At 71.0% G+C, this 25,867-nt stretch carries 26 protein-coding genes; 17 read left to right on the forward strand and 9 right to left on the reverse strand.

Going from position 1 to position 25,867, the window contains the following annotated elements; all coding sequences use genetic code 11:
• The first annotated feature begins 32 nt into the window (after nucleotides 1–32).
• Entirely contained in the window at nucleotides 33–296 is a 264-nt protein-coding gene (locus EL493_RS21690; RefSeq protein WP_019047434.1) for a helix-turn-helix domain-containing protein, read from the forward strand.
• On the opposite strand, the gene map is transcribed toward EL493_RS21690, so the two are convergent.
• The 3 genes from map to EL493_RS21705 form a co-directional block, all read right to left on the reverse strand.
• Nucleotides 297–1,076 carry a type I methionyl aminopeptidase gene (gene map, locus EL493_RS21695; RefSeq protein ID WP_019047435.1) on the reverse strand — a complete coding sequence of 260 codons (780 nt, stop codon included), beginning with the start codon at nucleotides 1,074–1,076 and terminating at the stop codon, nucleotides 297–299.
• 57 nt (nucleotides 1,077–1,133) lie between these two features.
• On the reverse strand, nucleotides 1,134–1,943 hold the full coding sequence (locus EL493_RS21700) for a mycofactocin-coupled SDR family oxidoreductase (protein ID WP_019047436.1): 810 nt from the start codon (nucleotides 1,941–1,943) through the stop codon (nucleotides 1,134–1,136).
• 68 nt (nucleotides 1,944–2,011) lie between these two features.
• Entirely contained in the window at nucleotides 2,012–2,602 is a 591-nt protein-coding gene (locus EL493_RS21705) for a hotdog family protein (RefSeq protein ID WP_019047437.1), read from the reverse strand.
• A gap of 202 nt (nucleotides 2,603–2,804) precedes the next feature.
• On the opposite strand from EL493_RS21705, the gene EL493_RS21710 reads away from it, so the two are divergent.
• The 4 genes from EL493_RS21710 to EL493_RS21725 all read left to right on the forward strand — a co-directional run bounded on the left by EL493_RS21710 (nucleotide 2,805) and on the right by EL493_RS21725 (nucleotide 7,162).
• Nucleotides 2,805–3,980, forward strand: coding sequence for a Rieske 2Fe-2S domain-containing protein (locus tag EL493_RS21710; RefSeq protein WP_022566790.1), 1,176 nt, complete (start codon nucleotides 2,805–2,807; stop codon nucleotides 3,978–3,980).
• Nucleotides 3,981–4,014: 34 nt separating this feature from the next.
• A complete protein-coding gene (locus EL493_RS21715; RefSeq protein WP_019047439.1) occupies nucleotides 4,015–5,193 on the forward strand; it encodes an acyl-CoA dehydrogenase family protein in 1,179 nt (392 codons plus the stop codon).
• Between the two features lie 26 nt (nucleotides 5,194–5,219).
• The gene (gene bphC, locus EL493_RS21720; RefSeq protein WP_019047440.1) at nucleotides 5,220–6,125 is read left to right on the forward strand and encodes a biphenyl-2,3-diol 1,2-dioxygenase; all 906 of its coding nucleotides are present in this window, start codon (nucleotides 5,220–5,222) and stop codon (nucleotides 6,123–6,125) included.
• Between the two features lie 179 nt (nucleotides 6,126–6,304).
• A complete protein-coding gene (locus tag EL493_RS21725; RefSeq protein WP_022566789.1) occupies nucleotides 6,305–7,162 on the forward strand; it encodes an IclR family transcriptional regulator in 858 nt (285 codons plus the stop codon).
• A gap of 46 nt (nucleotides 7,163–7,208) precedes the next feature.
• Here the strand turns inward: EL493_RS21725 and EL493_RS21730 are convergent, their stop codons facing one another.
• Complete coding sequence (locus tag EL493_RS21730; protein WP_019047442.1) at nucleotides 7,209–7,841, reverse strand: Dabb family protein; 633 nt, start codon at nucleotides 7,839–7,841, stop codon at nucleotides 7,209–7,211.
• Complete coding sequence (locus EL493_RS21735; RefSeq protein ID WP_019047443.1) at nucleotides 7,834–8,181, reverse strand: hypothetical protein; 348 nt, start codon at nucleotides 8,179–8,181, stop codon at nucleotides 7,834–7,836. The genes EL493_RS21730 and EL493_RS21735 overlap by 8 nt, the downstream gene beginning before the upstream one ends.
• 146 nt (nucleotides 8,182–8,327) lie before the next feature.
• Here EL493_RS21735 and EL493_RS21740 point away from each other — a divergent pair, with 146 nt between their 5' ends.
• The gene (locus tag EL493_RS21740) at nucleotides 8,328–9,290 is read left to right on the forward strand and encodes an alpha/beta hydrolase (protein ID WP_019047444.1); all 963 of its coding nucleotides are present in this window, start codon (nucleotides 8,328–8,330) and stop codon (nucleotides 9,288–9,290) included.
• A 27-nt stretch (nucleotides 9,291–9,317) separates the two neighbouring features.
• Here the strand turns inward: EL493_RS21740 and EL493_RS21745 are convergent, their stop codons facing one another.
• Nucleotides 9,318–10,007, reverse strand: coding sequence for a PadR family transcriptional regulator (locus EL493_RS21745; RefSeq protein ID WP_019047445.1), 690 nt, complete (start codon nucleotides 10,005–10,007; stop codon nucleotides 9,318–9,320).
• A gap of 131 nt (nucleotides 10,008–10,138) precedes the next feature.
• Here EL493_RS21745 and EL493_RS21750 point away from each other — a divergent pair, with 131 nt between their 5' ends.
• A complete protein-coding gene (locus tag EL493_RS21750) occupies nucleotides 10,139–10,645 on the forward strand; it encodes a flavin reductase family protein (RefSeq protein ID WP_019047446.1) in 507 nt (168 codons plus the stop codon).
• Between the two features lie 51 nt (nucleotides 10,646–10,696).
• Here the strand turns inward: EL493_RS21750 and EL493_RS21755 are convergent, their stop codons facing one another.
• Complete coding sequence (locus EL493_RS21755; RefSeq protein ID WP_019047447.1) at nucleotides 10,697–12,328, reverse strand: flavin-containing monooxygenase; 1,632 nt, start codon at nucleotides 12,326–12,328, stop codon at nucleotides 10,697–10,699.
• A 195-nt stretch (nucleotides 12,329–12,523) separates the two neighbouring features.
• On the opposite strand from EL493_RS21755, the gene EL493_RS21760 reads away from it, so the two are divergent.
• From EL493_RS21760 to helR, 7 genes are all read left to right on the forward strand, one after another.
• Nucleotides 12,524–14,059: an FAD-binding protein gene (locus EL493_RS21760; protein WP_022566787.1), complete on the forward strand. Its 1,536-nt coding sequence runs from the start codon at nucleotides 12,524–12,526 to the stop codon at nucleotides 14,057–14,059.
• Between the two features lie 107 nt (nucleotides 14,060–14,166).
• Nucleotides 14,167–14,538, forward strand: a complete 372-nt coding sequence (locus EL493_RS21765) for a nuclear transport factor 2 family protein (RefSeq protein ID WP_019047449.1) — start codon at nucleotides 14,167–14,169, stop codon at nucleotides 14,536–14,538.
• Nucleotides 14,539–14,545: 7 nt separating this feature from the next.
• Nucleotides 14,546–16,201 (forward strand): FAD-binding protein, encoded by a 1,656-nt coding sequence (locus EL493_RS21770; RefSeq protein ID WP_019047450.1) that lies wholly within the window; start codon nucleotides 14,546–14,548, stop codon nucleotides 16,199–16,201.
• A gap of 11 nt (nucleotides 16,202–16,212) precedes the next feature.
• Complete coding sequence (locus tag EL493_RS21775; RefSeq protein WP_019047451.1) at nucleotides 16,213–16,470, forward strand: hypothetical protein; 258 nt, start codon at nucleotides 16,213–16,215, stop codon at nucleotides 16,468–16,470.
• Nucleotides 16,471–16,495: 25 nt separating this feature from the next.
• The gene (locus EL493_RS21780) at nucleotides 16,496–17,287 is read left to right on the forward strand and encodes an SDR family NAD(P)-dependent oxidoreductase (protein WP_019047452.1); all 792 of its coding nucleotides are present in this window, start codon (nucleotides 16,496–16,498) and stop codon (nucleotides 17,285–17,287) included.
• Nucleotides 17,284–18,159 (forward strand): alpha/beta fold hydrolase, encoded by an 876-nt coding sequence (locus EL493_RS21785; RefSeq protein ID WP_019047453.1) that lies wholly within the window; start codon nucleotides 17,284–17,286, stop codon nucleotides 18,157–18,159. The genes EL493_RS21780 and EL493_RS21785 overlap by 4 nt, the downstream gene beginning before the upstream one ends.
• A 196-nt stretch (nucleotides 18,160–18,355) precedes the next feature.
• Nucleotides 18,356–20,563, forward strand: coding sequence for an RNA polymerase recycling motor ATPase HelR (gene helR / locus EL493_RS21790; protein WP_019047454.1), 2,208 nt, complete (start codon nucleotides 18,356–18,358; stop codon nucleotides 20,561–20,563).
• 128 nt (nucleotides 20,564–20,691) lie between these two features.
• Here helR and EL493_RS21795 read toward each other — a convergent pair whose 3' ends face one another.
• Nucleotides 20,692–21,519: a mycofactocin-coupled SDR family oxidoreductase gene (locus tag EL493_RS21795; protein WP_019047455.1), complete on the reverse strand. Its 828-nt coding sequence runs from the start codon at nucleotides 21,517–21,519 to the stop codon at nucleotides 20,692–20,694.
• A 1-nt stretch (nucleotide 21,520) separates the two neighbouring features.
• Nucleotides 21,521–22,318 (reverse strand): mycofactocin-coupled SDR family oxidoreductase, encoded by a 798-nt coding sequence (locus tag EL493_RS21800; RefSeq protein ID WP_019047456.1) that lies wholly within the window; start codon nucleotides 22,316–22,318, stop codon nucleotides 21,521–21,523.
• Nucleotides 22,319–22,511: 193 nt separating this feature from the next.
• On the opposite strand from EL493_RS21800, the gene EL493_RS21805 reads away from it, so the two are divergent.
• Genes EL493_RS21805 through EL493_RS21815 form a run of 3 tightly spaced genes read left to right on the forward strand, consistent with a single transcriptional unit; the run spans nucleotide 22,512 to nucleotide 25,864 of the window.
• On the forward strand, nucleotides 22,512–23,567 hold the full coding sequence (locus tag EL493_RS21805) for a ferredoxin--NADP reductase (protein ID WP_022566786.1): 1,056 nt from the start codon (nucleotides 22,512–22,514) through the stop codon (nucleotides 23,565–23,567).
• Nucleotides 23,568–23,582: 15 nt separating this feature from the next.
• Nucleotides 23,583–25,085: an MDR family MFS transporter gene (locus tag EL493_RS21810; RefSeq protein ID WP_019047458.1), complete on the forward strand. Its 1,503-nt coding sequence runs from the start codon at nucleotides 23,583–23,585 to the stop codon at nucleotides 25,083–25,085.
• Nucleotides 25,079–25,864 (forward strand): 2-keto-4-pentenoate hydratase, encoded by a 786-nt coding sequence (locus EL493_RS21815; protein ID WP_019047459.1) that lies wholly within the window; start codon nucleotides 25,079–25,081, stop codon nucleotides 25,862–25,864. Before EL493_RS21810 ends, EL493_RS21815 begins: the two co-directional genes overlap by 7 nt.
• Nucleotides 25,865–25,867 lie beyond the last annotated feature (3 nt).

The raw sequence follows: 25,867 nt of genomic DNA on the forward strand, positions 1-25,867 counted from the left end.
GGTATTTAAATACCCCACCTACCCTCGGACAGATGGTGCGTCTTCCTCTCAGCCCCGCCCAGGTCGAAGCGGGCCGCCGGCTCGGCCGTCGGCTGCGCTCGGCGCGCGGCGAGCGCGATCTCACCGAGGTCGCCCACGCGGCCGGCATCTCCCCGGAGACGTTGCGCAAGATCGAGTCCGGGCGCCTGCCCTCCCCCGCCTTCGGCACCGTCGTGGGCCTGGCCGAGGCGCTGTCGATCCCGCTGGCCGAACTCGCCGAGGTCTACCGGGCCGAGCAGGTCGCCGAATCCGCCTGATCAGCCGGATGTTCCGTCCCGCAGCGTGAGGATGCTCGGACCGTCGGCGGTGACGGCGATCGTGTGTTCGGAATGCGCGCAGCGGGAACCGTCGGCGGAGCGGATCGTCCAGCCGTCGGCGTCGGTGACCACCGTCGCGGTCCGCGCCGCGAACCAGGGTTCGATGGCGAGGGTGAGGCCGGGCCGCAGCCGGAAACCCCGGCCGGGGCGGCCGCTGTTGGCGACGTGCGGGTCCTCGTGCATGGTCCGGCCCAGCCCGTGGCCGCCGAACTCGGTGTTGACCGGATAGCCGTACGCCCGCGCGACCTCCGCGATCGCCGCGGAGATGTCGCCGATGTGATTGCCCGGCACCGCGGCGGCGATGCCGGCTTCCAGGGCCTCCTCGGTGGCGCGGATCAGGCGCTGATCGGCCGGATCCGGCGTCCCGACGATGGAGCTGACCGCGGCGTCGGCGACCCAGCCGTCGATCGAGACGGCCAGGTCGGCGGTGAGCACGTCGCCGTCGCGCAGCACGTAGTCGTGCGGAAGTCCGTGCAGCACCGCGTCGTTCACCGACAGGCAGACCGTGTTGCGGAACGGTCCGCGGCCGAAGGAGGGCGCGTAGTCCCAGTAGCACGACACCGCGCCGCGCTCGCGAATCCGTTCCCGCACATACTCTTCGAGCTCGAGCAGGTTCACCCCGACGGCGGCCGACGCGTGCACGCCGGCCAGCACGTCGGCGACGAACCGGCCGGTCACCCGCATCCGCTCGATCTCCGCGGGCGACTTCAACTCCACCATCACGCCTCCAGTTGGTATTTTAATACCACGGTAGCGTGAGCGGTATAAAAATACCAATCAGCGGTTCAGGTTGCCCATGTCCACCGGGATCTGCGCGCCGGCGACCTGCGAGGCCTCGTCCGAGCACACCCACGCCACGGCGTTGGCGATGTCGGACGGCTCGGTCAGGTAGGTCGGCAGGGCGTTCATGAAGATGGGCGCCAGCGTGCTCGCGAACTTCTCCAGCAGCGGGCCCATCTCGGTGAGCTGCATGCCGGTCGCCACGCCCGCCGGATGCACGGTGTTGACCCGGATCCCGTGCACGCCGAGCTCGTTGGCCATGGTCTTGGCCAGGCCGGTGATCGCATGCTTGGTGGCGACGTAGTGGCCGGTGAACGGGGTGCCCTTCAGGCCCGACACCGAGCTGATGAATACCAGCGCACCGCCCTGGCCCTGCTCGATCAGGTACGGAATCGCCGCCTTCGCGGTGTGGAAGACGCCGGTCAGGTTCACATCGACCGTCTCCTGCCACTGCTCGGCGGTGACCTCCCAGGACAGCGCGGCCGAACAGATGCCCGCGTTGGCCACGACCACGTCGAGCCGGCCGAATCGCTCGATCCCGGCGTTCAGCGCCGCCGACAGCCCCGCGAAATCGCGGACATCGGCCTTGCTCGCGATGATCTTGCCGCCCGCGGCCTCGACCAGTTCGACGGTCTCGGCCAGATCGGCTTCGGTGGCGCCCGCGTAGCTGGTGCTGGCGAAATCCACACACGCGTCGACCGCGATGATGTCGGCGCCCTCCTCAGCGAACCGAATCGCCTCCGCGCGGCCCTGGCCCCGGGCCGCCCCCGTGATGAAGACGACCTTGCCCTCGTACCGTCGCGCCATGTCCTACCTCCGTACGTCGTTGTGCACTATGCACATCACACCATCGAGGGCGGGCGCGTAGGGCCGAATCAGTCGTTTTGCCGGGGCTCGTGCGCGAAGCACGCCCAGGCGCGCACCACGACGGCGCCGGTGCCGTCGACGCCGGTGAGCGTGACGTCCACGCGCGCCTCGCCGTCCTGCACGTAGCTCTGCGTGAGGTGGCCGGAGCAGGCGAGGGTGTCGCCCGGCGGCAGCGCCCGCACCACCCTGGTGCGGAACCGGCGGATGTTCTCCGCGCCGAGCCAGTCGGTGGCGTAGGTCGCCAGCAACGCGGTGACCTGCGGCGACATCGGTTCGGCCGCGACGGGTTCGGCGTCGGCCCAGGACTCGGCGACGAGTCCGCCGGTGCGGTCGAAGTACCGGGTGAGGGTTTCCGTGGCCGCGGCGCCGGCGGCCGCGCGGATCGCGGTCAGCTGGTCGCCGCCGCGCGGCGGCGGGCCGAAGAAGCGGTGATCGGTCTGGGTCCGCGCCCCCGCGGGCACGCCGAAGCCGTCGGCGGGCAGAAAGGTCGGCGGGACCACGGGGCGATCGGCGAGCCGGTAGGCCGGATCGTGCGAGCGCGCGGCCTCGGCGAAGAGCCGGATGGCGTCGGTCTGCAGAACCACCGCGACGGTACTCATGAGCGTTCCTCTCCTCCTGCGGGTCGAGGGCCACGCTAGAACCGGGCGCGCGCTGTGACCGGTTCCTCTCCCGCTGATCGGGAAAGGCGCCCGAAGCCGACGAAACATGTCCGCTGACCGGGAAGACACCGTGCCGCGACGGCGCTCGCGGCACGACCATCGGCGCAGCTCATCCCACTCCGTCCGATACATGGAGGTTTCGATGCCGGAGAACCCGCCGAACGGCCGAACACCCGCCGCCACCGCCGACTACCGCCAGATCGAGGCGGCGGCCGCGCCGACGCGCTTCGCCCGCGGCTGGCACTGCCTCGGCCTGCTGTCGTCGTTCCGCGACGGCAAGCCGCACGAGGTCAAGGCCTTCGGCACCACGCTGGTGGTGTTCCAGTCCGAGTCCGACGGCGCGCTGCACGTGCTCGACGGCTTCTGCCGCCACATGGGTGGCAACCTGGCCCACGGCACCGTCAAGGGCGACTCGATCGCCTGCCCGTTCCACGACTGGCGCTGGGGCGGCAACGGCAAGTGCACCGCGATCCCCTACGCGCGGCGCGTGCCCCCGCTGGCCAAGACCCGGTCCTGGCCGACGCTCGAGCGCAACGGCCAGCTCTACATCTGGCACGACCCGCAGGGCAGCAAGCCCACCGACGCCGTGACCATCCCCGAGATCGAGGGTTACGGCTCCCCGGAGTGGACCGACTGGACCTGGAACTCGATGCTCATCGAGGGTTCGCACTGCCGCGAGATCGTCGACAACGTGGTGGACATGGCGCACTTCTTCTACGTGCACTACGCGTTCCCGCGCTACTTCAAGAACGTCTTCGAGGGCCCGGTCGCCACCCAGTACATGCGTTCGACCCCGCGCCACGACATCGAGGTCGGGACCAGCTACGACGACCCGAACTCCACGCTGCGCTCGGACGCGTCCTACTTCGGTCCGTCGTACATGATCGACTGGCTCTGGAGCGAGGCCAACGGCATGACGATCGAGACCGTGCTGATCAACTGCCACTACCCGGTCAGCGAGAACTCCTTCGTGCTGCAGTACGGCGCGATGGTCAAGAAGCCGCAGGGCATGTCCGACGAGGACGCCAACGCCATGGCCGCCCAGTTCGCCCAGGGCGTCGAGTACGGCTTCGAGCAGGACGTGGCGATCTGGAAGAACAAGGCGCCGATCGACAACCCGCTGCTCTCGGAGGAAGACGGACCCGTCTACCAGCTGCGACGCTGGTACAAGCAGTTCTACGTCGACATCGAGGACGTCACCGACGACATGACCAAGCGGTTCGAGTTCGAGATCGACACCGAGCGCGCGGTGACCAGCTGGGAGGCCGAGGTGGCCGACAACATCGCCCGCGGCGCCGTCATCAACACCATGTCCTGATCCGCCACCCCACGAACAGAAAGCACCACCTGCGATGACCAAGGTTCTCGACAACATCGCCGCGATCGCCGATCAGCTGCGCGATCAGGCTCCCGAGGCGGAACAGCTCGGGCAGCTGCCCGACGCCACCGCGCGGCTGCTGAAGGAGGCGGGCCCGATCCGCCTGCTGCAGCCCAAGAAGTACGGCGGGTTCGAGTCGCACCCGCGCGAGTTCGCCGAGACGGTCATGGCGACCGCCGCGCTGGACGGGGCCAGCGGCTGGATCACCGGCATCGTCGGCGTGCACCCGTGGCAGCTGGCCTTCGCCGATCCGAAGGTGCAGGACGAGGTGTGGTCCGACGACCACGACACCTGGATCGCCTCGCCGTACGCGCCCACCGGCATCGCCCGGCCGGTCGAGGGCGGCTACATCTTCAACGGCCGCTGGCAGTTCAGCTCCGGCACCGACCACTGCGACTGGATCTTCCTGGGCGCCTTCCTCGGCGACGCCGAGGGCAAGATGGCGCTGCCGCCGACCATGCTGCACATGATCCTGCCGCGGTCGGACTACACGATCGTCGAGGACTCCTGGAACGTGGTGGGCCTCAAGGGCACCGGCTCCAAGGACATCATCGTCAAGGACGCCTTCGTGCCCGACTACCGGGTGATGAACGGCGACCACGTCATCGACGGCACCGCGCAGAAGGAGTACGGCGTCACCGAGACGCTCTACAAGATGCCGTGGTCGACGATGTTCCCGCTGGGCATCAGCTCCGCGGTGGTCGGCATCGCCGAGGGCGCGCTGGCCGCCCACCTGGACTACCAGCGCGACCGCGTCGGCGCCCAGGGCACCGCCGTCAAGGACGACCCGTACGTGCTGTTCGCCATCGGCGAGGCCGCGGCCGACATCAACGCCGCGCGCCAGGAACTGCTCACCAACGTCGACCGGATCTACGACCTGGTCGAGGCGGGCAAGGAGATCGGCTTCGCCGAGCGGGCCGCGGTGCGGCGCACCCAGGTCCGCGCGGCCTGGCGCGCGGTGACCGCCGTGGACCAGATCTTCGCCCGCTCCGGCGGCAACGCGATGCGGATGGACAAGCCGCTGCAGCGCTTCTGGCGCGACGCCCACGTCGGCCTGGCCCACGCCATCCACGTGCCCAGCACCGTGTACCACGCCTCGGCACTCAGCTCCCTCGGCATCGAGCCCGCCGACAACCTGCGCTCGATGATCTGACCGACCACCACGAAGGACACACGGAAATGACAGACATCAAAGGCCTCGGCTACGTCAAGATCCAGACCGCCGACATCGACCGCTGGCGCACCTTCGCGTTCGACGTGCTCGGCTTCGCCCAGGGCAGCGGCCCGGACCCGGACGCGCTGTACCTGCGGATGGACGAGCGCGCGGCGCGCATCACCGTGGTGCCCGGCGACACCGACGCCGTGGTGACCATCGGCTGGGAGGTGCGCGACCACGCCGCCCTGGTGCGGGTGCAGGAGGCGGTCACCGCCGCCGGCATCGCGGTGAAGCCGCTCTCGGTGGAGGAGGCCGACGCGCGCCGGGTCGAGGAGGTCATCACCTTCGAGGATCCGACCGGAGCCACTCTCGAGGTGTTCCACGGCGCGGTGCTCGACCACAGCCCGGTGGTGACGCCGTTCGGCGCGAAGTTCGTCACCGGCGCGCAGGGCCTGGGCCATGTCGTGCTGCCGACCATGGACCCCAACGGCGCGTTCGGCTTCTACACCGAGGTGCTCGGCTTCCTGCCGCGCGGCGCGTTCCGTATCCCGGCCCCGCCGGAGTTCGGCCCCATGCGGGTGCGCTTCCTCGGCATCAACGAGCGCCACCACAGCCTGGCGCTGTGCCCGGCGCCGCACGGTGGCGCGCCCGGCCTGGTGCACATCATGGTGGAGGTCGACACGCTCGACGCGGTCGGCCAGGCGCTGGACCGGGTGACCAAGGACGGCTTCTCGGTCTCGTCCACGCTGGGCCGCCACACCAACGACAAGATGGTCTCGTTCTACGTGCGCGCGCCCGGCGGCTGGGACATCGAGTTCGGCACCGAGGGGATGCGGGTCGACGAAACCTATTACAGCGCCGAGGAGATCACCGCCGACAGCTACTGGGGCCACGACTGGTCCGGTAGCGAGCCGCTGGCCGCGATGTAGTCCGCGCGGCCCGTTCACGGCCCCCGTCCCGAGCACCCCGCTCGGGACGGGGGCCGTTGTCGTTCGGAACACCTTCGGCCATTCATGTGACAACGAACACAACAGATGGTATCAATAGGTATATGCCTAATCGAAATATGCGAGCGGGCATCAGCTCGTAGATCCGAATGGAGCACCCCATGGTCATCCAGGCCGAGGCCACCACCCCCAGCGCGATCCTGGATCGCGCGTCCCTGCTGCTCGACGCGTTCGACGGCCCTGGCAGGCTCACGCTCGCCCAGATCGTGCGCCGGACCGGCCTGCCCCGGTCCTCGGCGCATCGCATGCTGGAGCGGCTCGTGCAGCTGCGCTGGCTGCGGCGCGAGGGCCGTGACTACGAGCTCGGCATCCGGCTGATGGAGCTCGGCTCACTCGCCGTGCACCAGGACCGGCTGCATCGCGCGGCGATGCCGTTCCTGCACGAACTGCACCGGGTCACCGGATTCGTGGTGCACCTGGCCGTCCTCGACGGCGCCGATGTCGTGTACCTGGACAAGGTCGGCGGCGATCTGGCCGCGGCGGTCCCCACCCGGGTCGGCGGCAGGCGGCCCGCGCACTGTACGGCGGTCGGCAAGGCGATCCTGGCCTACTCCGACGAGCGCAGGCTGGCCGAGGTCGTCACCGGTCAGGCCGGCGCGCGGACCAAGTACTCGCTGACCACCCGCGCCCAGCTCGACGCCGAGCTGGACAAGGTGCGCGCGCACGGCATCGCCGTGGAACGGCAGGAGTCGCTGGCCGGGTTCGGGTGCATCGCGGCCCCGATCGGCGATCTGGGCGAGTCCGCGGTGGCCGCGGTGTCGGTGTGCGGTCCGGTCGACCGCATGCTCTTCGACCACCGGCTCACCGCCCCGGTGCGCACCACCGCGCTCAACATCTGGCGCCACGTGGACGACGGCCGGGTGCGAGTGCGCCCCACCCTGCAGCAGCATCCGCGCCCGCTGGGCGTCGGCCCGGCGACCAGGACCATGGCCGACCGGCGCGTGGTGCGCACCGCCTGACCCGGCCCGGTTCGCCGCCCGGCGCGGGCCCGGGCGGCGAACCGGCTCAGCCCGCGACGATGTTCTCGCAGAAGCTGTGGCAGATGCGATCGTGCACGATCGACTCCGGGCACTCCGGATCGAACCACCGGTCGACGTGGGCCCAGTGCACCGGATGCATCAGGTAGGGCCCGTCCAGCCCGTCGAGGTCGGTGAATTCCTGTTCCCACACGTGCGTCCACGGCGCCGAGCCGATCCCGCGGATCACCCGGCTCAGCTGCCAGGACCGCATGGTGTCGATGTAGCGCGGCATCCGCAGCAGGTCGGCTTCGAACCGGTCGATCGTCGCGCGCGGGGTACCGGGTGCCACCCGCAACAGCAGCACCCGGTACACCGTGCCGGGTGTGCGCGGTTCGGCGGCACCGCCGACGCCGCCGTCGAATTCGGCGCCGTCGATGTGGGCGACACCGTGTTCGGCCAGCACCGCGGCCACGCGCGGCGCGCAGGCCGACCAGTCGGCCGGTTCGTCGAATCGCAGATGCACCAGCACGTCGCCGCCGTTGCGCACGCCGGGCAGCGTCGGCTGGACCAGCACCCGGCGGGCCCGCCCGGCCGGGGCCGACCGCAGCTCGTCGAGCAGCGTGGCGGGCGGGGCGTCGAGCCCGGGCGGCAGGTGCAGGAGCCGGACGACATCAAACATGGCCGAGCCTTTCGATATCGGCGGCCTCGGCCCCGGTCGTGCGGGTCCGGCTCAGGACGAGCTCGTCCGCGGCGGCCCACCACGCGCGCAGGGCCGTGTCGGTGCGGCCGCGCCAGGTCATCTCCCACCAGCCCTCGGCGCCGTCGAGTACCCAGGTCGCCACGACCGTGTTGGACTCGTCCGGGAACCAGATCGGTGGGCTCACCACGATCCGTTCCAGCGCCATCCCCCGTTCGCGCGCGCCCGGCGCGTACTCACGCAGATACGCGTCGACGAAGTCCCTGGCCCGGCCGGGTTTCGTCACGACGGTGTCGGTCACGTAGACCTTCGCGGTGTTCATGGGCCGACGGTAGGCACCCCGCCGGGCGGACCGACCAGGGGTTTCCGCCCAGCGGGAGACTGCGGGTGCGTCGCGGCCCCACGGCCCTACCGTGACCGGCGACCCGCTCGCACGCCGAGCCTGCTCGCCTCACCCCTGGAGGGTCAGTGACAGTCCGTGAATTCCCCACCACCGGGCCCGGCGCCGTGCCCGATCCCGAAGTGGCGGCGATGCTCGCCGCGCTCGACGCCGGCTTCCCCGATGTCGCCGCGATGGACGCCGCCGAGGCCAGAGCCGCGATCCGCGCCCGGCGCGGCCCGCTGCAGCGCCTGCCCGAGATGCGCGAGACACACGATCTCACCATCGACGGCCCGGGTGGCCCGCTGCCGCTGCGGGTGTTCCGCCCGCACCACGACGGCGCCGCGCTGCCGGTGATCGTGTTCGCCCACGGCGGCGGCTTCGTGTTCTGCGATCTGGACAGCCACGACGAATTCTGCCGCTCGATGGCGGTGGGGGTCGGCGCGGTGGTGATCTCGGTCGACTACCGGCTCGCCCCCGAACACCCGGCCCCGGCCGCCCACGACGACATGCTCGCCGCCCTGCGCTGGGCGGTCGCGAACGCGGCCACCTACGGCGGTGATCCGGCGCGGATCGCGCTGGCCGGCGACAGCGCGGGCGGCAATCTCGCGGCCACCGTGGCCATCGCGGTGCGCGACGGCGGCGGTCCCGCGCTCGCGGCGCAGATCCTGCTCTACCCGGTGATCGACGACGATTTCGACACCGAGTCCTACCGGCGGTTCGGCACCGGCCACTACAACACCACCAGCGCCATGCGCTGGTACTGGCAGAATTACGCCCCGCACGGCACCGACGACGTCCGGCTGGTGCCGACCAGGGCCGCGTCGCTGGCCGGGCTGCCGCCCGCGGTGGTGGTCACCGCCGAACTGGATCCGCCGTGCGCGGCCGGGGACGCCTATGCCCGGCGGCTGGCGAAGGACGGTGTCGCGGTGCGGCATCGCCGCTACGACGGCCTGTTCCACGGCTTCCTCACCATCCCGTCGCTGGCGGCCACCCGGACAGCACGGGCCGAGGTGTGGGCGATGGTGCGCGACGTCCTGGGACCGGCCTGACCGCCGGACCCCGACGACCCGGCCTACCTAGGCCGGGTCGTGCTGACGGTCCTCTTCCTCGCGGACCTGCTGCTCGATCTCGCGCCAGCGACCCGGTGTCGGGTGCGGGTATTCGGCCCGGTCGTCGCGTTCGGCCTTGGCCAGCACGGTCGCGGCCTCGTCGATGTCGTCGATGAGCTGCTGGGCCAGTTCCCGTTCGGCCGCGTAGTGCCGCTGTGCCCACTGCAGCACGATCTGCGAATAGGCCCAGCCCGGTTCGGATTTCGCGGCCTCGGCGTCGATCGCGGCCCGGTGCTCGAGCTCGTCGACGTCGGCGATGTGGTCACGCAGGATCTGCTTGAGCCGGTCCGGTGAGCCGAGGTGACCGAACATCACGCGCAGCAGCACATGATGTTTGAGCACCGACGGATCCACCGGCGCGCGGTTCCACCACAGCGTCACCGCGGTCCGGCCCGCGTCGGTGATCTGGTAGAGCCGCCTGCCCCGCATGGCGTTGTCGTGGTCGAGCCGGGAACTGGCGAAGCCGTGCTGTTCGAGCTTCTTCAGCTCGGCGTAGATCTGGCTGTAGGACGGTGTCCAGTAGAAGTAGCGCAGACTCCAGTCGGCCCATTTCTTCAGGTCGTAGCCGGAGATCTCCTCCTCGTAGGAGAGCATGGCCAGGACCGCCCAGCTGGTCGGCGGCAGGTTGGGCACGCCGGGATCGGGCTCGCTGGTCACCATCGGTGCATGGTAGCAACCGGGCGGGTGACCACTTCCCCACCGACAACCGCTGACCGGGAGGACATCTTTCGCCCGCCCCCGCCGACCCCGGATTCTGAGGGCACCGCAATCCGTTCGGAAGGACCTCCATGAATGCAGACAACGTCGTCGTCGACGCGGGTATCCCCGCCCCGGCCGAGCTGCGCCGGGTGCTGGGACACTTCGCGACGGGTGTCGCCGTCATCGCGGCGCACGACGGGACGCGCCCGCTCGGCTTCACCTGTCAGTCGGTGGTGTCGGTGTCGCTGGATCCCCCGTACGTCTCGTTCTGCCCCGCCAAGAGCTCCACGAGCTGGCCGCTGCTGCGCACGGCGGGCGCCCTGTGCATCAACATCCTGGCCGAGGAGCAGAGCGCGCTGTGCCGCCAGTTCGCGGTGAGCGGCGCGGACAAGTTCGCCGGCGTCGACTGGGACCCGGCGGGCAACGGCGCGCCGGCGCTGGCCGGGGCGCTGGCCCACATCGAGGCGACGGTGGAGCTCGAGCACGACGCGGGCGATCACACGGTGGTGCTGGCCCGGGTCGCCGATCTGCGGGCCACCGAGGGCGCCCGGCCGCTGCTGTTCTACCGGGGCGCGTTCGGCGGCTTCTCCGCCTGAAGCACACGACAAGGGGTGGTCCCGCGCGGGACCACCCCTTGTCGTCTGTGCTCAGTCCTCCAGGACGTCGAAGCCCTTGTAGCCCGCGGCCGCGACCTCGGCGATGATCTCGCCGTAGACCCCGAACCCGCCGACGAAGGGCATGAAGACCCGTGGCCTGCCCTCGATATTGGCGCCCAGGTACCACGAATTCGCCTGCATCATCAGGGTTCCCTCGGCCCGCCGCGCGCACTCGCGGACCCAGTCGGCGACCGCGTCCGGCCGTGCCTCGAGCGCCAGCGCGCCCCGGCCGTCGAGGAAGGCGATGGCCTCGGCCACCCAGTCCACGTGCAGTTCCGAGTGCAGCACCATGTTGGCCAGCACCGACGGACTGCCGGGTCCGGTGAGGTTGAACAGGTTCGGGAAGCCCGTCATGCCCAGTCCCAGATAGGTTTTCGGCCCTTCGCGCCACGCCTCGTTGAGCGTCTCACCGCCGCGGCCCACGATGTTCATCCGCGACACCGAGCCGGTCATCGCGTCGAAGCCGGTGGCCAGGACCAGGGTGTCGAGCGGGTAGTGCGCGTCGGTGGTGTGGATGCCCGCGGCGTCGACCCGGGTGATGGGCGTGGCCCGCAGGTCGACCAGCTCGACATTGTCGCGGTTGTAGGTCTGGTAGTAGTTCGTGTCGGTGCAGATGCGCTTGGTGCCGATCGGGTGATCGCGCGGCACCAGCAGCTCGGCCACCCGCGGGTCGTCGATGACCGCGCGCACCTTCTCCTCCCAGAACTCGCGCGCGGTGTCGTTGGCGGCCAGGGTGACCAGCTGGTCCGGGAAGGTCTTGCTGAACAGCACACCGCCCAGCGCCCAGCGCTTCTCGTAGGCGGCGCGGAGTTCCCCCGCGTCCACCGCGAGCGCGGACTCGGGATGGGCCTGGTGCGGCGAGCCGCCGCCGCTGGCCATCGACAGCCGCCTGCGCTCGGGATAGTTCGCCTTCTGTGCCCGCCGGTCGTCGTCGGTGAGCGGCGTATTGCCCGCGGGCACACTGTAGTTGGCGGTGCGCTGGAACACGTGCAGCTGCGCGGCCTGCTCGGCCACGCACGGGATCGTCTGGATGCCGGAGGATCCGGTGCCGATCACGCCGACCCGCCTGCCGGTCAGGTCGACGCCTTCGTGCGGCCAGTGCGAGGTGTGCAGCACCTGCCCGGCGAAGGTGTCCAGCCCCTCGATGGCCGGGGTGTTGGCGTTGGACAGCGGCCCGGTGGCCAGCACCACGAACCGGGCCCGCACCGTGCGGCCGGTGTCGGTGGCGACCTGCCAGCGCAGGGTCGTCTCGTCGAGCACGACATCGGTGACGCGGGTACCGAATTCGATGTCGCGGCGCAGGTCGTAGCGGTCGGCGACGTGCTCGAGGTAGGACAGGATCTCGGGCTGGGTGGCGTACTTCTCGCTCCAGTCCCACTCCTGCTGCAGGGCCTCGTCGAAGGAGTACGAGTAGTCGACGCTCTCCACGTCGCAGCGCGCGCCCGGGTAGCGGTTCCAGTACCAGACGCCGCCCACGCCCTGGCCTGCTTCGAACACCCGCACCGTCAGGCCGCTGCCGCGGAATCGGTGCAGGGCGTACAGCCCGGCGATGCCCGCGCCGACGACGACCACGTCGACGTCGGCCTGGTCCTGCGCTGGTGCCGATGGGGTCTCGGGGTTCACTGTGCCTACCTTTCGATGGAGACCGGTTCTGGCGGCGACGCTAAGGAAACCCGGGCCGGGAGAGCAGGTGTCCCTCCCGCTGATTGGCACGTTCGCGCATCGATGGCCTCCCGGTGATCGGGACGGGCGCCACCGTGACCGCCGTCACGGGTCCTACCGTCGTGCGCACTGCACAGGTGGCACCAGGAGGAGACAGTGGTGGACTGGAACGACGAGGTGGATGTACTGGTCGCGGGCTCGGGCGGTGGCCTGGCCGGCGCCTACACCGCCGCCCGCGAGGGGCTCAGCGTCGCGGTGGTCGAGGCGACCGACAAGTTCGGCGGCACGACCGCGTATTCGGGCGGCGGCGGGGTGTGGTTCCCCTGCAACCCGGTGCTCGAGCGCGCGGGCACCGACGACACGATCGAGGACGCGCTCACCTATTACCGCGCCGTCGTCGGCGACCGCACCCCCGACGAGCTGCAGCAGACCTATGTGCGGCGCGGCCGCGACCTGATCGAATACCTGGAATCCGACGATCATTTCGCGTTCGAGATGCTGCCGTGGCCGGACTACTTCGGCAAGGCGCCCAAGGCCAGGCTCGACGGGCAGCGCCACATCATGCCGACGCCGCTGCCCGCGGCCGAGCTGGGCCCGCTGCGCGAATCGCTGCGCGGACCGCTCGACACCGACCGGCTCGGCGCGCCCCTGCCCGAGCTGCTGATCGGCGGACAGGCGCTGATCGGGCGGATGCTGCGGGCGCTGTCGAGCTACCCGCACGCCCGGCTGTTCCTCAACTCCCCGCTGGTGGAACTGATCGTCGAGGACGGCGCGGTGACCGGGGCGATCGTCGAACGCGACGGCGCCCGGATCGCGATCCGCGCGCGTCGCGGTGTGGTGCTGGCGGCGGGCGGTTTCGAGCAGAACGCCGAGTTGCGCGCGCACTACGGTGTGCCGGGCGAGGCGCGCGACACCATGGGGCCGTGGGGCAATCAGGGGCTGGCGCACCAGGCGGGCATCGCCGCGGGCGCCGACACCGATCTGATGGATCAGGCGTGGTGGTCGCCTGGGCTGACCCATCCGGACGGCCGGTCGGCGTTCGCGCTGTGGTTCACCGGCGGCATCTTCGTCGACCAGGACGGGCGCCGCTTCGTCAACGAGTCCGCGCCCTACGACCGGCTGGGCCGCGAGGTGATCCGGCAGATGACCGAGCGCGGGCTGACCCTGCCGTTCTGGATGATCTACGACGACAAGGAGGGCGAGGTGCCGCCGATCAAGGCCACCAACGTCTCCATGGTCGAGACGCAGCGGTACGTGGACGCCGGCCTGTGGCACACCGCCGACACCCTGCCGGAGCTGGCCGCGAAGATCGGCGTGCCCGCCGAGAACCTGGTGGCCACCGTCGAGCGGTTCAACGCGTTGGTCCCCACCGGCACCGATCCCGATTTCGGCCGCGGCGACGAGGCCTACGACCGCGCCTTCTCGAATGGCGAACCGCCGCTGGTGGCCCTCGACAAGGGCCCGTACCACGCGGCCGCGTTCGGCATCTCCGATCTCGGCACCAAGGGCGGACTGCGCACCGACACCGCCGCCCGGGTCCTCGGCCGCGACGGATCCCCGATTCCGGGGCTCTACGCCGCGGGCAACACCATGGCCGCGGTCAGCGGCGAGGTGTACCCCGGCGGCGGCAACCCGATCGGCGCGTCGATGCTGTTCAGCCACCTCGCCGTGCGCGACATCCTCGGCGGATGAACCCCCTTCCGGTCTCTCCCGCTGGCCGGGAGAGACCGGCCCGGAACGGACCCGGACTGTGGTTCCGTTCACACAACCCCCTTCTCGACATTTTCAGGAGCGACACGATGGCTTCAGCGGACGACATTCGCGCGACGGTGCGGAAATATGTGGAGGCCGTCGGCAACGGTACGGCCGCCGACATCGTCGCCCTCTACCGTGAGGACGCGACGGTGGAGGATCCGGTCGGCAGCGAACCGCACGTCGGCCACGCGGCGATCCGGAAGTTCTACGAGGCCATCGAGCCGATGGAACGCGCGACCGAGCTGTTCTCGGTGCGGGTGGCCGGCGACAGCGCCGCCTTCAGCTTCCGGGTGGTGACCACCTTCGGTGACCAGAAGTTCACCCTCGATCCGATCGATGTGATGACCTTCGACGAGGGCGCGCGGATCACCGGCATGCGCGCGTTCTGGTCGCAGGACGACATGGTCGTGGGCTGAGGCGACGATGACCGATCAGCACTGGGATCACGAAGTCGGTTTCCTCGTCGTCGGTAGCGGCGCGGGCGGGCTCACCGGCGCGCTCGCGGCCGCCGACCGCGGCCTGGACACCCTCGTCATCGAGAAGGCCGCCTACTACGGTGGCAGCACCGCCCTCTCCGGCGGCGGCATCTGGGTGCCCAACAACCCGACGCTGTTGCGCGAAGGACTGGGCGACTCCCGCGCCGATGTGCGCGCCTACCTCGACGCCGTGGTCGGCGACCGCGTCCCGTCGAAGAACCTCGACGCCTTCATCGACGAGGGCCCGCGCATGCTGGCCTTCCTCGAGACCAGCCCGCACCTGCGTTTCCAGTGGTGCACCGGCTACTCCGACTACCACCCGGAGGCGCCGGGCGGGCGGCCCGCCGGCCGCTCGATCGAGCCGCTGCCGGTGGACCTCAAGCAGCTCGGCGACCAGGAGGAGCTGCTGCGCCCCGCCGCGCTGGCCACCCCGCCCGGCCTGTTCATCACCTCCAAGGACTTCGTCCAGCTCAACATGGTGACGCGCACCTGGAAGGCACGGTGGACGGCGCTGCTGACCGGCCTGCGCGCGGTCAAGGCGATCCTGCTGCGCCGGCACATGGACACCCTCGGCCGGGCGCTGATCGCCCGGTTGCGGCTGGCGTTGCGCGACGCGGGCGTCCCGCTGTGGCTCGACACCCCGCTGCGCTCGCTGATCACCGACGAGTCCGGCGCGGTCATCGGTGTCGTCGCCGAACGCGGCGGCCGCGAGATCCGGATCAGGGCGCGCGCCGGGGTGCTGTTGGCCACGGGCGGATTCGAGCACAATCAGGCCATGCGCAAGCGCTATCTGCCCGAGGGCGGGCGCGACAACTTCAGCGCGGCCTCGGCGGACAACACCGGCGACGGCATCGTCGCCGGTGAGCAGGTCGGCGCGGCCGTCGACCTGATGGACGACGCGTGGTGGATGCCCTCGTTCCAGCGGCCCGACGGCATCAACCAGGTGCTGGTGTCGGAGCGCTCGATCCCGCGCTCGATCATCGTCGACGCCACCGGGCACCGCTTCACCAACGAGGCCTCGCCGTACGTGACGTTCGTGCACGCCCAGCTGGCGGGCAGCCACGATCCGGCCTGGCTGATCTTCGACGCCAAGGCCAAGAGCCGCTACCCCATCGGCGGCATCGTGCCCGGCCAGAAGTTCCCGGCGTCCTGGCTGACCAGCGGGCTGATGCGGACCGCCGAGGACGTCGAAGGCCTCGCCGCGGCGATCGGCGTCCCGGCCGCCACCCTGCGCGAGACGGTGGGCCGGTTCAACGGCTTCGCCCGCGACGGTCACGACGCGGACTTCGGCCGCGGCCTGAGCGCCTACGACAACTACTACGGCGACCCGACCCTGGCCACGCCCGCGCTCGACGTGCTGGACAAGGGCCCGTTCTACGCGCTGCGGGTACGGATCGGCGATCTCGGCACCAAGGGCGGACTCGTCTACAACGAGGACGCGCAGGTGCTGCGGGCCGACGGCACGCCCATCCCCGGTCTCTACGCCGCGGGCAACACCTCGGCCGCGGTGATGGGCAACGACTACGCCGGTGCGGGCGCCACCATCGGCCCCGCCATGGTGTTCGGCTACGTCGGCGCCCGGCACGCCGCCGGCGAGCGCTGAGGCGGGCCGCCATGCAACCCGTCGAATGCGCGAGCTGCGGCAACAAGGTGCTGGCCGAGAAGTTCAGTCCCAGCCACACCAGCGTCCAGTGGCTCGACGACGCCGAGTCCGCGTGCCCGGAGTTCGCCCGCCGCGCCGCGCTCGGCGAACCGAGCAGCTGGATCCCCACCTGCCCCGCCATGCGCGACTCCATCGAGAACGCGGTGCGCGCCGGGGCGCTGGCCACCGATCAGTTGCGGCACGAGCCGGTCCCCGGCCGGCTCGGCTGACCCCACACCCTGTCAGGAGACGATCATGAACAGACTCGACGACCACCGGACCCTGGTGACCGGCGCCGCGTCCGGCATCGGCCAGGCCACCGTGCTGCGGCTGCTCGACGAGGGCGCCCGGGTGGTGGGCGCCGACGTGTCGGCCGACGGCCTGGCCGCCACCCGCGCGCAGGCCGAAGAACGCGGCACCGCGGACCGGCTCACCACCCTGACCATCGACATCGGCGCCGAGCAGTCGGTCGTCGACGGCCTCCGCGCGGCGATCGACACCCTCGGTGGCCTGGACTCGCTGGTGAACGCGGCGGGCATCCTGCGCGCCGCGCACACCGAGCAGACCTCACTGGACCTGTGGGACCAGATCATCCGGATCAACCTCACCGGCACCTTCCTGGTGGTCCGCGAGGCACTGCCCGCGCTGCTGGCCAACCCGCGCTCGACGGTGGTGAACTTCAGCTCCACCTCGGCGGCGTTCGCGCACCCGTACATGGCGGCCTACGCGGCGAGCAAGGGCGGCATCCAGTCCTTCACGCACGCGATCGCCCTGGAGTTCGGCGGCAAGGGCCTGCGCGCGGTGTGCGTGGCGCCGGGCAGCATCAAGTCCGGCATCACCGACGCCACCCCGGGGTACGTGCCCGCCGACGCCGACTGGGCGCTGTTCGCCAAGCTGTCGCCGGTCCTGCCGACCGACCTGGAGTCCGGCGGCGCGGGCATGGGCGACCCGACCGCGGTGGCCGGCGTGATCGCCATGCTGGTCTCCGAGGACGGCGCGTTCATCACCGGCACCGAGATCCGCATCGACGGCGGGACGCACGCATGACCGAGCTGAGCTACGAGGCGACGCTGCGGGAGATCCACACCGACGCGGGCGTGCTGCGCTATCACGAGGCGGGCGACGGCCCACCGCTGCTGTTGCTGCACGGTTCGGGTCCCGGCGTGACCGGCTGGCGCAACTTCCGCGGCAATCTCGCGGTGTTCGCCGAGAAGTTCCGCTGCCTGGTCCTGGAATTCCCCGGCTTCGGGGTGAGCGACGACTTCGGCGGCCACCCGATGGTCACCGCGCTGGAGGCGGTGGTCCGCTTCGTCGACGCGCTCGGCCTGGACACCGTCGACATCATCGGCAACTCGATGGGCGGCGGTGTCGCGCTGAACTACGCGATCGCGCATCCGGAGCGGGTCGGCAAGGTGGTGACGATCGGCGGCATCGGCAAGAACATCTTCAGCCCCGGCCCCGGTGAGGGCATCAAGCTGCTGCAGGAGTTCACCGAGGAGCCAAGCCGGGAGCGGCTGATCCAGTGGCTGCACTCGATGGTCTACGACCCGGCGATGGTCACCGAGGAGCTGATCGAGGAGCGCTGGACCCAGGCCACCGATCCGGCCACTCTCGACAGCGCCCGCCGGATGTACAGCAAGGCCGCGTTCGCGATGATGGTCAAGGCGATGGAGGCCTCCGACGCGCCGCCGCCGTGGGCGATGCTGCACAAGGTGGCCGCGCCGACCCTGATCACCTGGGGCCGCGACGATCGGGTGAGCCCCCTCGATATGGCGCTGATCCCGATGCGCACCATTCCGCGCGCCGAGCTGCACGTGTTCCCGAACTGCGGGCACTGGGCGATGATCGAGCGCAAGGACGAATTCGAGTCCGCGGTATTGGCATTCCTGACCAGGAAGGACACGGCCCGCTCGGCGTGATCGCCGGTTCTCGGCCCCCTGTGCGTGGGAACGGAAGGAGCCCCTCACTCCCTTCCCTTTCCAACATATAGCGCACAGGGGGCCTTGCCGCAAGGCCCCGGTGATGCCCCATAATCGTCCGGCCGTGGCGATGAGCTGCGGAAACGAGACTGACGACGCGCTCCGCCGGATCGGCGAACCGGGAAAGTGAGGGCAGGTGTCCGCTCAGGGGTATCAGGACGAACTGCGGTCCGAACAGCAGTATGTGGACGGCTTGTACGCGCGGCTCGACAGCGAACGCGCCCGCGTGAAGGGCCGCTACCGCGCGACCTTGCGCGGCAAGGGCGTCTCGGCCATGGACCGTGACTTCGAGGCGCGGGCGCTGGCCAAGGAGGCCCGGCGCCTGGATGTGGCCGACAACGGCCTGTGTTTCGGCAGGCTCGACGCCGTGACCGGCGAGACCTCCTATATCGGCCGGATCGGCCTGTTCGACGAGACGAACGAATTCGAGCCGCTGCTGCTGGACTGGCGCGCGCCCGCGGCCCGCGCCTTCTACGTCGCCACCGCCGCCTCGCCGGAGGGCATGCGCAGACGGCGGCAGTTCCATACCCGGGGCCGCCGGGTGGCCGAGTTCACCGACGAGGTGCTGGGCAGGCCCGACGGCGCCGAGCACGGTGACGCGGCCCTGCTGGCGGCGCTGGACGCGCCGCGCGGGGCCGGGATGCGCGACATCGTCGCGACGATCCAGGCCGAACAGGACGAGATCATCCGCCTCGACCATCCCGGTGTCCTGGTCATCGAGGGCGGTCCCGGCACCGGCAAGACAGTGGTCGCGCTGCACCGGGTGGCGTATCTGCTCTACACCCAGCGCGCGCGGATGGAACGGCAGGGTGTGCTGGTGGTGGGCCCCAATCCGGCCTTCCTCGACCACATCTCGCACGTGCTGCCCGCGCTGGGCGAGACCAATGTCGTGTTCACCACCACCGGCGACCTCGTGCCGGGCCTGCGCGTGACCGCCGAGGACACGCCGGACGCGGTGCGCCACAAGGGTTCCCTGCGCATCCTCGAGGTCCTCGCGGCCGCCGTCGCCGATCGGCAGCGCCTGCCCGAGGACCCGATCCCGATCGAGCTGGCCGACGTCACGGTACGGATCGACCGCGAGACCGCGCAGTGGGCGATCGAGGAGGCGCGCGCGAGCGGTAGGCCGCACAACGAGGCGCGCGCGGTGTTCCGCGAGATCGTCACCTACGTGCTCACCGAGCGCGCGATCGGGCGGATCGGGCAGGGCTGGCTCACCCGCGACGACCGGGAGGCCTGGGAACAGGTGCGCGGCGACCTGGTCGCCGAGCTCGCCGAGAGCACCGATTTCACCGCGGCCCTGGATGCCCTGTGGCCGATCCTGACGCCGGAAACCCTGCTCGCCGAGCTGTATTCGTCGCCGGAGCGGCTGCGCGCCGCCGGTGCCGACGCGTCGCTGGCTCGCGCGGACGGCGCCGCGTGGACGGTGTCGGACGTGCCGCTGCTCGACGAGCTGGTCGACCTGCTGGGCCGGGACGAGCCCGTCGACGACACCGCCGAGCGCGAACGCCGCGCCGAGGCGGCCTACGCGGCCGGCGTGCTGGACACCCTGGTGAGCCGTGAGGACCACATGGACGACGAGGATCACCTGTTCGCCCAGGACATGCTGTTCGGCGCGGACCTGGCCGAACGGTTCCTCGAACGCGACACCAGGGAACTGGCCGAACGCGCCGCCGCGGACCGGGACTGGACCTACCGGCACGTGGTCGTCGACGAGGCGCAGGAGCTGTCGGAGATGGATTGGCGGGTGCTGATGCGCCGCTGCCCCGGCAAGTCGTTCACCGTGGTGGGCGATCTCGCCCAGCGGCGCTCCCCCGCCGGTGTCACCTCGTGGGCCACCGTCATGGACCGCTACGTCCCCGGCCGCTGGGCCTACCGCCCGCTGACCGTGAACTACCGCACCCCCGCCGAGATCATGGCCGTCGCCGCCGCGGTCCTGGCGGACTTCGCACCCGAGGTGCGGCCGCCGGAATCGGTGCGCGCGTGTGGTGTCCGGCCGTGGGCCCGCCGTGTCGACAAGGCCGAATTGCCGGATGCCATCGCGGAATTCGTCCGCACCGAAGCGGGCCGGGAAGGCACCAGCGTGGTGATCGGCCCGCCGGGTGTTCCCGGCACTGTCCCCGCCGCGGAGACGAAGGGCCTCGAATACGACGCCGTCCTCGTCGTCGACCCGGCCCGGATCCTGGCCGACGGGCCGCGCGGCGCCGCCGAACTCTATGTGGCACTCACCCGGGCGACCCAGCGCCTCGGCGTCCTGCACGAGGGTCCGCTCCCTCCGGCCCTGTCCGCGCCGGCCACAGATCCCGCCCCAGCCCGGCCGGCCGGCGATCCCGCCCCGGCACGCTGATTCCCGCACGGCCGCACACCCAGGGCGCGGCGCCGGCACAGGGTCCCGCGCCGGTGGCGGCGGTCGGCGGGTGTTCGTCCTGCCGACCGCCGGGCATGCCGGCGGTCACTGCCTGTGCCGCGAGCGGTTCAGCGCTGGGTCGAGCCCGCGTCCACCGGCAGGGTCACCGCCGTGATGTAGCGGGCCTCGTCGGAGCCGAGGAACAGGGCGGCATTGGCGATGTCGACCGGTTCGACCCACGGGATCGGCAGCATGTTCATGTGCCGGGCGGCCTCGGCGAACTCCTCGCGGGTGGGCACCTCCCGGTCGGGCCGGAACATCTTGCGCACGTGGTCGTTCTGGATCATCGGGGTGTCCACATTGGTGGGGTGCACCGAGTTGACCCGGATGTGGTGCGGGGCCAGCTCTTTGGCGAGCGACCGCATGAGGCCGACCACGCCGTGCTTGGCCGCGACATAGTGGGCGACCCCGACCAGCCCGCGCAGTCCCGCGATGGAGCTGGTGAGGATCATCGCGCCGCCGCCGCGTTCGATCAGATGCGGGGTGGCGGCCTTGCAGGTCTGCCACACCCCGGTGAGGTTCACATCGATCATCGTCTGCCACTGCTGTTCGGTCAGTTCCAGCGCGCCGCCGCTGGAGCTGATTCCCGCGGTGGCGCAGACGATGTCGAGTCCGCCCAGCTCGGCGACCGCGGCGTCGACCGCGCCGCGCAGCGCGGCGCCGTCCCGCACGTCGACGGTGGCGGCCACGGCACGCGCGCCGGTCGCCTCGACCGCGCGCACGGTCTCGGCGAGGTCGTCGGCGTTCGCCGGTGGCGTCACCACGGTGTCGACCGGTCCGCAGAGGTCGACGGCGACGATGTCGGCGCCTTCCTCGGCCAGCCGGATGGCCTGTGCCCGGCCGATGCCGCGCGCGGCGCCGGTCACCAGTGCGATCTTGCCCGAAACCCGTCCCATGTCACACCTTCTGAGTCAGTCCGGCGTCCACCACGAGCTGGGTTCCCGTCACGTAACGGGACTCGGGGGAGGCGAGGAAGAGCACCGCGTTGCTCACGTCGACCGGGTCGACCCACGGCACCGGCAGCAGGGTGCGAGCGGCCAGTGCCTCCGCGGCGTCCTGCTGGGTCGGCTGGTCGAGATCGGGCCGCAGTTTCGCGTAGACGGCGTCGTTGAGGATCATCGGGGTGGCGACCGAGCCGGGGTGCACGGTGTTCACCCGGATGCCGCGCGGGCCGAGTTCGTTGGCCAGCGTCCGCGCCAGCCCGACCACCGCGTGCTTGCTCGCCGAGTAGTGCGAGGCCGACGCGGCGCCGGTGATGCCGTTGGTGGAGCTGACGATGACGACGGACCCGCCGTCGGTCAGCGCGGGAACGCCGGCGCGCACGGTGTGCCACATGCCGGTGAGGTTGATGTCGACGGTGCGCTGCCAGGCCTCGTCGGTCAGCTCCCAGGAGGGGCCGAGGTCGGCGTAGATCCCGGCATTGGCCACGATCACGTCGAGGCGGCCCAGCGCGGCGACGCCGTCGGCCACGGCCACGTCCAGCGCGGACTGGTCACGCACGTCGGCCGTGGCCGTGACGCACTGGCGGCCCAGCGCCGCGACCTCGGCGGCCGTCTGCGCGAGGCCCGCCGCGGCGGCCTCGATGTCGACGGCGATGATGTCGGCGCCTTCCTCGGCGAGCCGACGGCAATGGGCGCGGCCCATTCCCCCGGCCGCGCCGGTCACCAGCGCGACGGTGTTCTGCATGCGGTTCATCGGGCGCCCCCGGGAGATCGAGTGTCCACGACGGCGACGCTAGAGTCGCGCGGTCCGGTGTCCGCCCTGGTCTTCCCGGTCAGTGGGCGGTGCGCCGGTGATCTCCCGGCCACCGGGAGCGGCGCCCCCGCGCACCGCCGCGGGCTGCGACGGTGGCCTCGCACGACCGGTGCTGTGAGCGAGGAGGACACCAGTGACGAGGGCGACTGTCGATGTGCCGCGTGGCTCGCGGGTGGTGACGCTGCGGGTGGCCGCGGTGATCGAGGAGACCGCGGACGCGCGCTCGCTGGTGTTCGACGTTCCCGCCGAGGCCGCCGCACGCTTCGCCTACCGGCCCGGCCAGTTCCTCACGCTGCGGATCCCCAGCGAACGGCCCGAGCCGGTGGCCCGGTGCTACTCGCTGGCCAGTTCCCCGTTCACCGACGAGCGCCCGCAGGTGACGATCAAGCGCACCGCCGCCGGGTACGGATCGAACTGGTTGTGCGACAACGTCTCCGTCGGCGACACCCTGGACGTGCTGCCGCCGCAGGGCACCTTCACCCCGGCCTCCCTCGACACCGATCTGCTGCTGTGGGCCGCCGGCAGCGGCATCACCCCGGTGATGTCGATCCTGCGATCGGCGCTGGCCTCGGGTACGGGCCGGGTGGTGCTGTTCTACGCCAATCGCGACCCGGAGTCGGTGATCTTCGCCGCGGCGCTGCGCGACCTGGCGGCCCGGCACCCCGGCCGTGTGCAGGTGGTGCACTGGCTGGAATCACTGCAGGGCCTGCCGACGGCGGCGCAGCTGGCGCGGTTCGCCGATCCGTATGCCGGTTTCGAGTCGTTCGTGTGCGGGCCGGGCCCGTTCATGGCGGCGGTGACCGAAGCGCTGGCGGGCGCGGGCTGGCCGCGGGAGCGGATCACCACCGAGGTGTTCGTCTCGCTGTCGGGCGATCCGTTCGCCGATCCGGAGCCGATCGCCGCCGACGACGCGGGCGAGGCCGCCGAGGTGGAGGTGGAACTCGACGGCGCCGTGCACGCGCTGCGCTGGCCGAAGTCGCGAACGCTGGTCGATGTGATGCTGGCCGACGGTCTCGACGTGCCGTATTCGTGCCGCGAGGGCGAGTGCGGGTCGTGCGCGTGCACCGTCGTGGCCGGCGAGGTGAGCATGCCCGGTTCCACCGTCCTCGATCAGGAGGACATCGACGCCGGCTACACCCTGGCCTGTCAGGCCAGGCCCGCGAGCGACACCGTCCGTATCCGCTTCTGAGCCGGGAGGTGCCCTGTGGCGACCGATACCGCGCGTGCGGAAGTCGGCTTCGGTTCCGAACGCGGACCGGTGCTCGCCTCGCTGATGCTGGCCACCGGTCTCGTCGCCTTGGATTCGACGATCCTGGCGACCGCGGTGCTGTCGATCACCGACAACCTCGGTGACTTCGCGCTGTTCCCTTGGCTTTTCACGATCTATCTGCTGGCCCAGGCGGTGACCGTGCCCGTCTACGGCGCGCTCGCCGACACCTTCGGCCGCAAACCGGTGATGCTGTTCGGTGTCGCGGTGTTCGCGCTGGGCTCGCTGCTGTGCGGGCTGGCGACCAGCATGGTGGCGCTCATCGCGTTCCGGGCCGTGCAGGGCATCGGGGCGGGCGCCATCCAGCCGACCACCATGGTGATCGCGAGCGATCTGTACACCCTCGCCGAACGGGCCACCGTGCAGGGCTATCTGGCGGGGGTGTGGGCGGTGTCGTCGGTGACGGGTCCGCTGCTGGGCGGGATCTGCGCCGACTACCTGGGCTGGCGCTGGATCTTCCTGGTGAATCTGCCGCTGGCCGGGCTGGCGGCCTGGATGCTGGTGCGCAACTTCCACGAGGAATCGCCCCGGCAGCGGCGCCGCGTCGACTATCCGGGCGCGGTCCTGCTGACGCTCGGCGCGGGCGCGCTGGTGCTCGGGCTGCTCGAGGGCGGGCGGGCGTGGGCCTGGGATTCGCCGGCGAGCCTGGCCGTGTTCGGCGGTGCGGCGGTGTCGCTGGTGGTGTTCGCGGCGGTGGAAGCGCGGGCCGCGCACCCGATTCTGCCGCCGTGGGTGTTCGGCAGGCGGGTGGTGGTGGCGAGCAGTGTGGCCTCGATGCTCGGTGGCGCGCTGCTGTTCGGGTTCACCACCTACGTGCCGATGTTCAACCAGGGCGTACTCGGGACCAGCGCGCTGGTGGCGGGTGTCGTCACCGGCGCGCTCACCCTGGGCTGGCCACTGTCGGCGGCGCAGGCGGGAAAGGTGTACCTGCGCTTCGGTTTCCGCACCTGCGCGGTGCTGGGCAGTTCGATCGCCGCGCTCGGGACGGCCACCACGCTGCTGCTCGACGAGTCGGCGCCGCTGTGGCAGGTCGCCGCCTCGTGTTTCGTGGTCGGCTCCGGCATGGGCCTGGTGGCCACCCCGACGCTGATCGCCGCGCAGACGAGCGCGAGCTGGACCGAACGCGGCGTGGTGACCTCGACGAACATGTTCGCCCGCTCACTGGGCAGCGCGGTGGGTGTGGCGGTGTTCGGCGCGGTCGTCAACGCCAGGCTCGGCGACAGCGCACCGCCCTCGCCGGAATCGCTGTCGGGCGCGGTGCATCTGGTGTTCGCGACCATCGCCGCCATGACGGTGGTGCTGGTCGTCGCGTGTGCCGCGATCCCGGGCCGGATCACACAACTTCCGGCCCATCCAGCGGGAACGACCGGCCCCGGCGCCCGTCCCGGCCCCGAGCATGAAGAGGCATCACCAGAGGAGAAGAGGGAACCAGGATGCTGACAACCAGCGTGCGCACCGAGGTGGCCGCCGAACTGGCACGGGCCGAGCTGGATCGGGTGGCCTTGTCCCCCATCGCCGCCCGGCACCCGGAGATCGATGTCGTCGACGCCTACGAGATCCAGCTGCTCAACATCCAGCGCCGGCTGAAGGCGGGTGCCAAGGTCGTCGGTCACAAGGTGGGCCTGTCGTCGAAGGCCATGCAGCAGATGATGGGCGTGGACGAGCCCGACTACGGACACCTGCTCGCCGAGATGGAGGTCTTCGAGGACGTCCCCGTCGACACCTCGAAGTACCTGCTGCCGCGCGTGGAGGTCGAGGTCGGTTTCGTCCTCGGCGCCGACCTGCCCGGCGAGGACTGCACCGAAGCCGACGTCCTCGCCGCGACCGTCGCCTACGCGCCCTCGATCGAGCTGATCGATTCGCGGATCAAGGACTGGAAGATCGGCCTGGCCGACACCATCTCCGACAACGCCTCCTCCGCCGGTTTCGTCCTCGGCAAACAGCGCGTCGCGCCCGGCGACATCGATATCAAGGCCATCGACGCCGTGCTCACCCGCAACGGTGAGGTCATCGCCGAGGGCCGCAGCGACGCGGTGCTGGGTGATCCGGTGATCGCGGTGGCGTGGCTGGCGCGCAAGGTCGCGACCTTCGGGGTGCGGTTGAAGAAGGGCGACATCGTGCTGCCCGGTTCCTGCACCCGCGCCATCGACGCCCGCCCGGGGGATGAATTCCTCGCCGAGTTCGCCGGACTCGGTTCCGTCCGTTTGTCTTTCGCCTAGCCC

The organism is Nocardia asteroides (genome assembly GCF_900637185.1).
Taxonomy (GTDB): Bacteria; Actinomycetota; Actinomycetes; order Mycobacteriales; family Mycobacteriaceae; genus Nocardia; species Nocardia asteroides.

Coding starts and splice junctions, on each gene's coding strand:
- EL493_RS21705 (WP_019047437.1), bottom strand. CDS start 2,602: ATGAGTACCGTCGCGGTGGTTCTGCAGACCGACGCCATCCGGCTCTTC.
- map (WP_019047435.1), bottom strand. CDS start 1,076: ATGGTGGAGTTGAAGTCGCCCGCGGAGATCGAGCGGATGCGGGTGACC.
- EL493_RS21730 (WP_019047442.1), bottom strand. CDS start 7,841: ATGTTTGATGTCGTCCGGCTCCTGCACCTGCCGCCCGGGCTCGACGCC.
- EL493_RS21770 (WP_019047450.1), top strand. CDS start 14,546: ATGACCGATCAGCACTGGGATCACGAAGTCGGTTTCCTCGTCGTCGGT.
- EL493_RS21700 (WP_019047436.1), bottom strand. CDS start 1,943: ATGGCGCGACGGTACGAGGGCAAGGTCGTCTTCATCACGGGGGCGGCC.
- EL493_RS21785 (WP_019047453.1), top strand. CDS start 17,284: ATGACCGAGCTGAGCTACGAGGCGACGCTGCGGGAGATCCACACCGAC.
- EL493_RS21780 (WP_019047452.1), top strand. CDS start 16,496: ATGAACAGACTCGACGACCACCGGACCCTGGTGACCGGCGCCGCGTCC.
- EL493_RS21710 (WP_022566790.1), top strand. CDS start 2,805: ATGCCGGAGAACCCGCCGAACGGCCGAACACCCGCCGCCACCGCCGAC.
- bphC (WP_019047440.1), top strand. CDS start 5,220: ATGACAGACATCAAAGGCCTCGGCTACGTCAAGATCCAGACCGCCGAC.
- EL493_RS21800 (WP_019047456.1), bottom strand. CDS start 22,318: ATGAACCGCATGCAGAACACCGTCGCGCTGGTGACCGGCGCGGCCGGG.
- EL493_RS21815 (WP_019047459.1), top strand. CDS start 25,079: ATGCTGACAACCAGCGTGCGCACCGAGGTGGCCGCCGAACTGGCACGG.
- EL493_RS21775 (WP_019047451.1), top strand. CDS start 16,213: ATGCAACCCGTCGAATGCGCGAGCTGCGGCAACAAGGTGCTGGCCGAG.
- EL493_RS21765 (WP_019047449.1), top strand. CDS start 14,167: ATGGCTTCAGCGGACGACATTCGCGCGACGGTGCGGAAATATGTGGAG.
- EL493_RS21715 (WP_019047439.1), top strand. CDS start 4,015: ATGACCAAGGTTCTCGACAACATCGCCGCGATCGCCGATCAGCTGCGC.
- EL493_RS21725 (WP_022566789.1), top strand. CDS start 6,305: ATGGTCATCCAGGCCGAGGCCACCACCCCCAGCGCGATCCTGGATCGC.
- EL493_RS21690 (WP_019047434.1), top strand. CDS start 33: ATGGTGCGTCTTCCTCTCAGCCCCGCCCAGGTCGAAGCGGGCCGCCGG.
- EL493_RS21750 (WP_019047446.1), top strand. CDS start 10,139: ATGAATGCAGACAACGTCGTCGTCGACGCGGGTATCCCCGCCCCGGCC.
- EL493_RS21735 (WP_019047443.1), bottom strand. CDS start 8,181: ATGAACACCGCGAAGGTCTACGTGACCGACACCGTCGTGACGAAACCC.
- EL493_RS21795 (WP_019047455.1), bottom strand. CDS start 21,519: ATGGGACGGGTTTCGGGCAAGATCGCACTGGTGACCGGCGCCGCGCGC.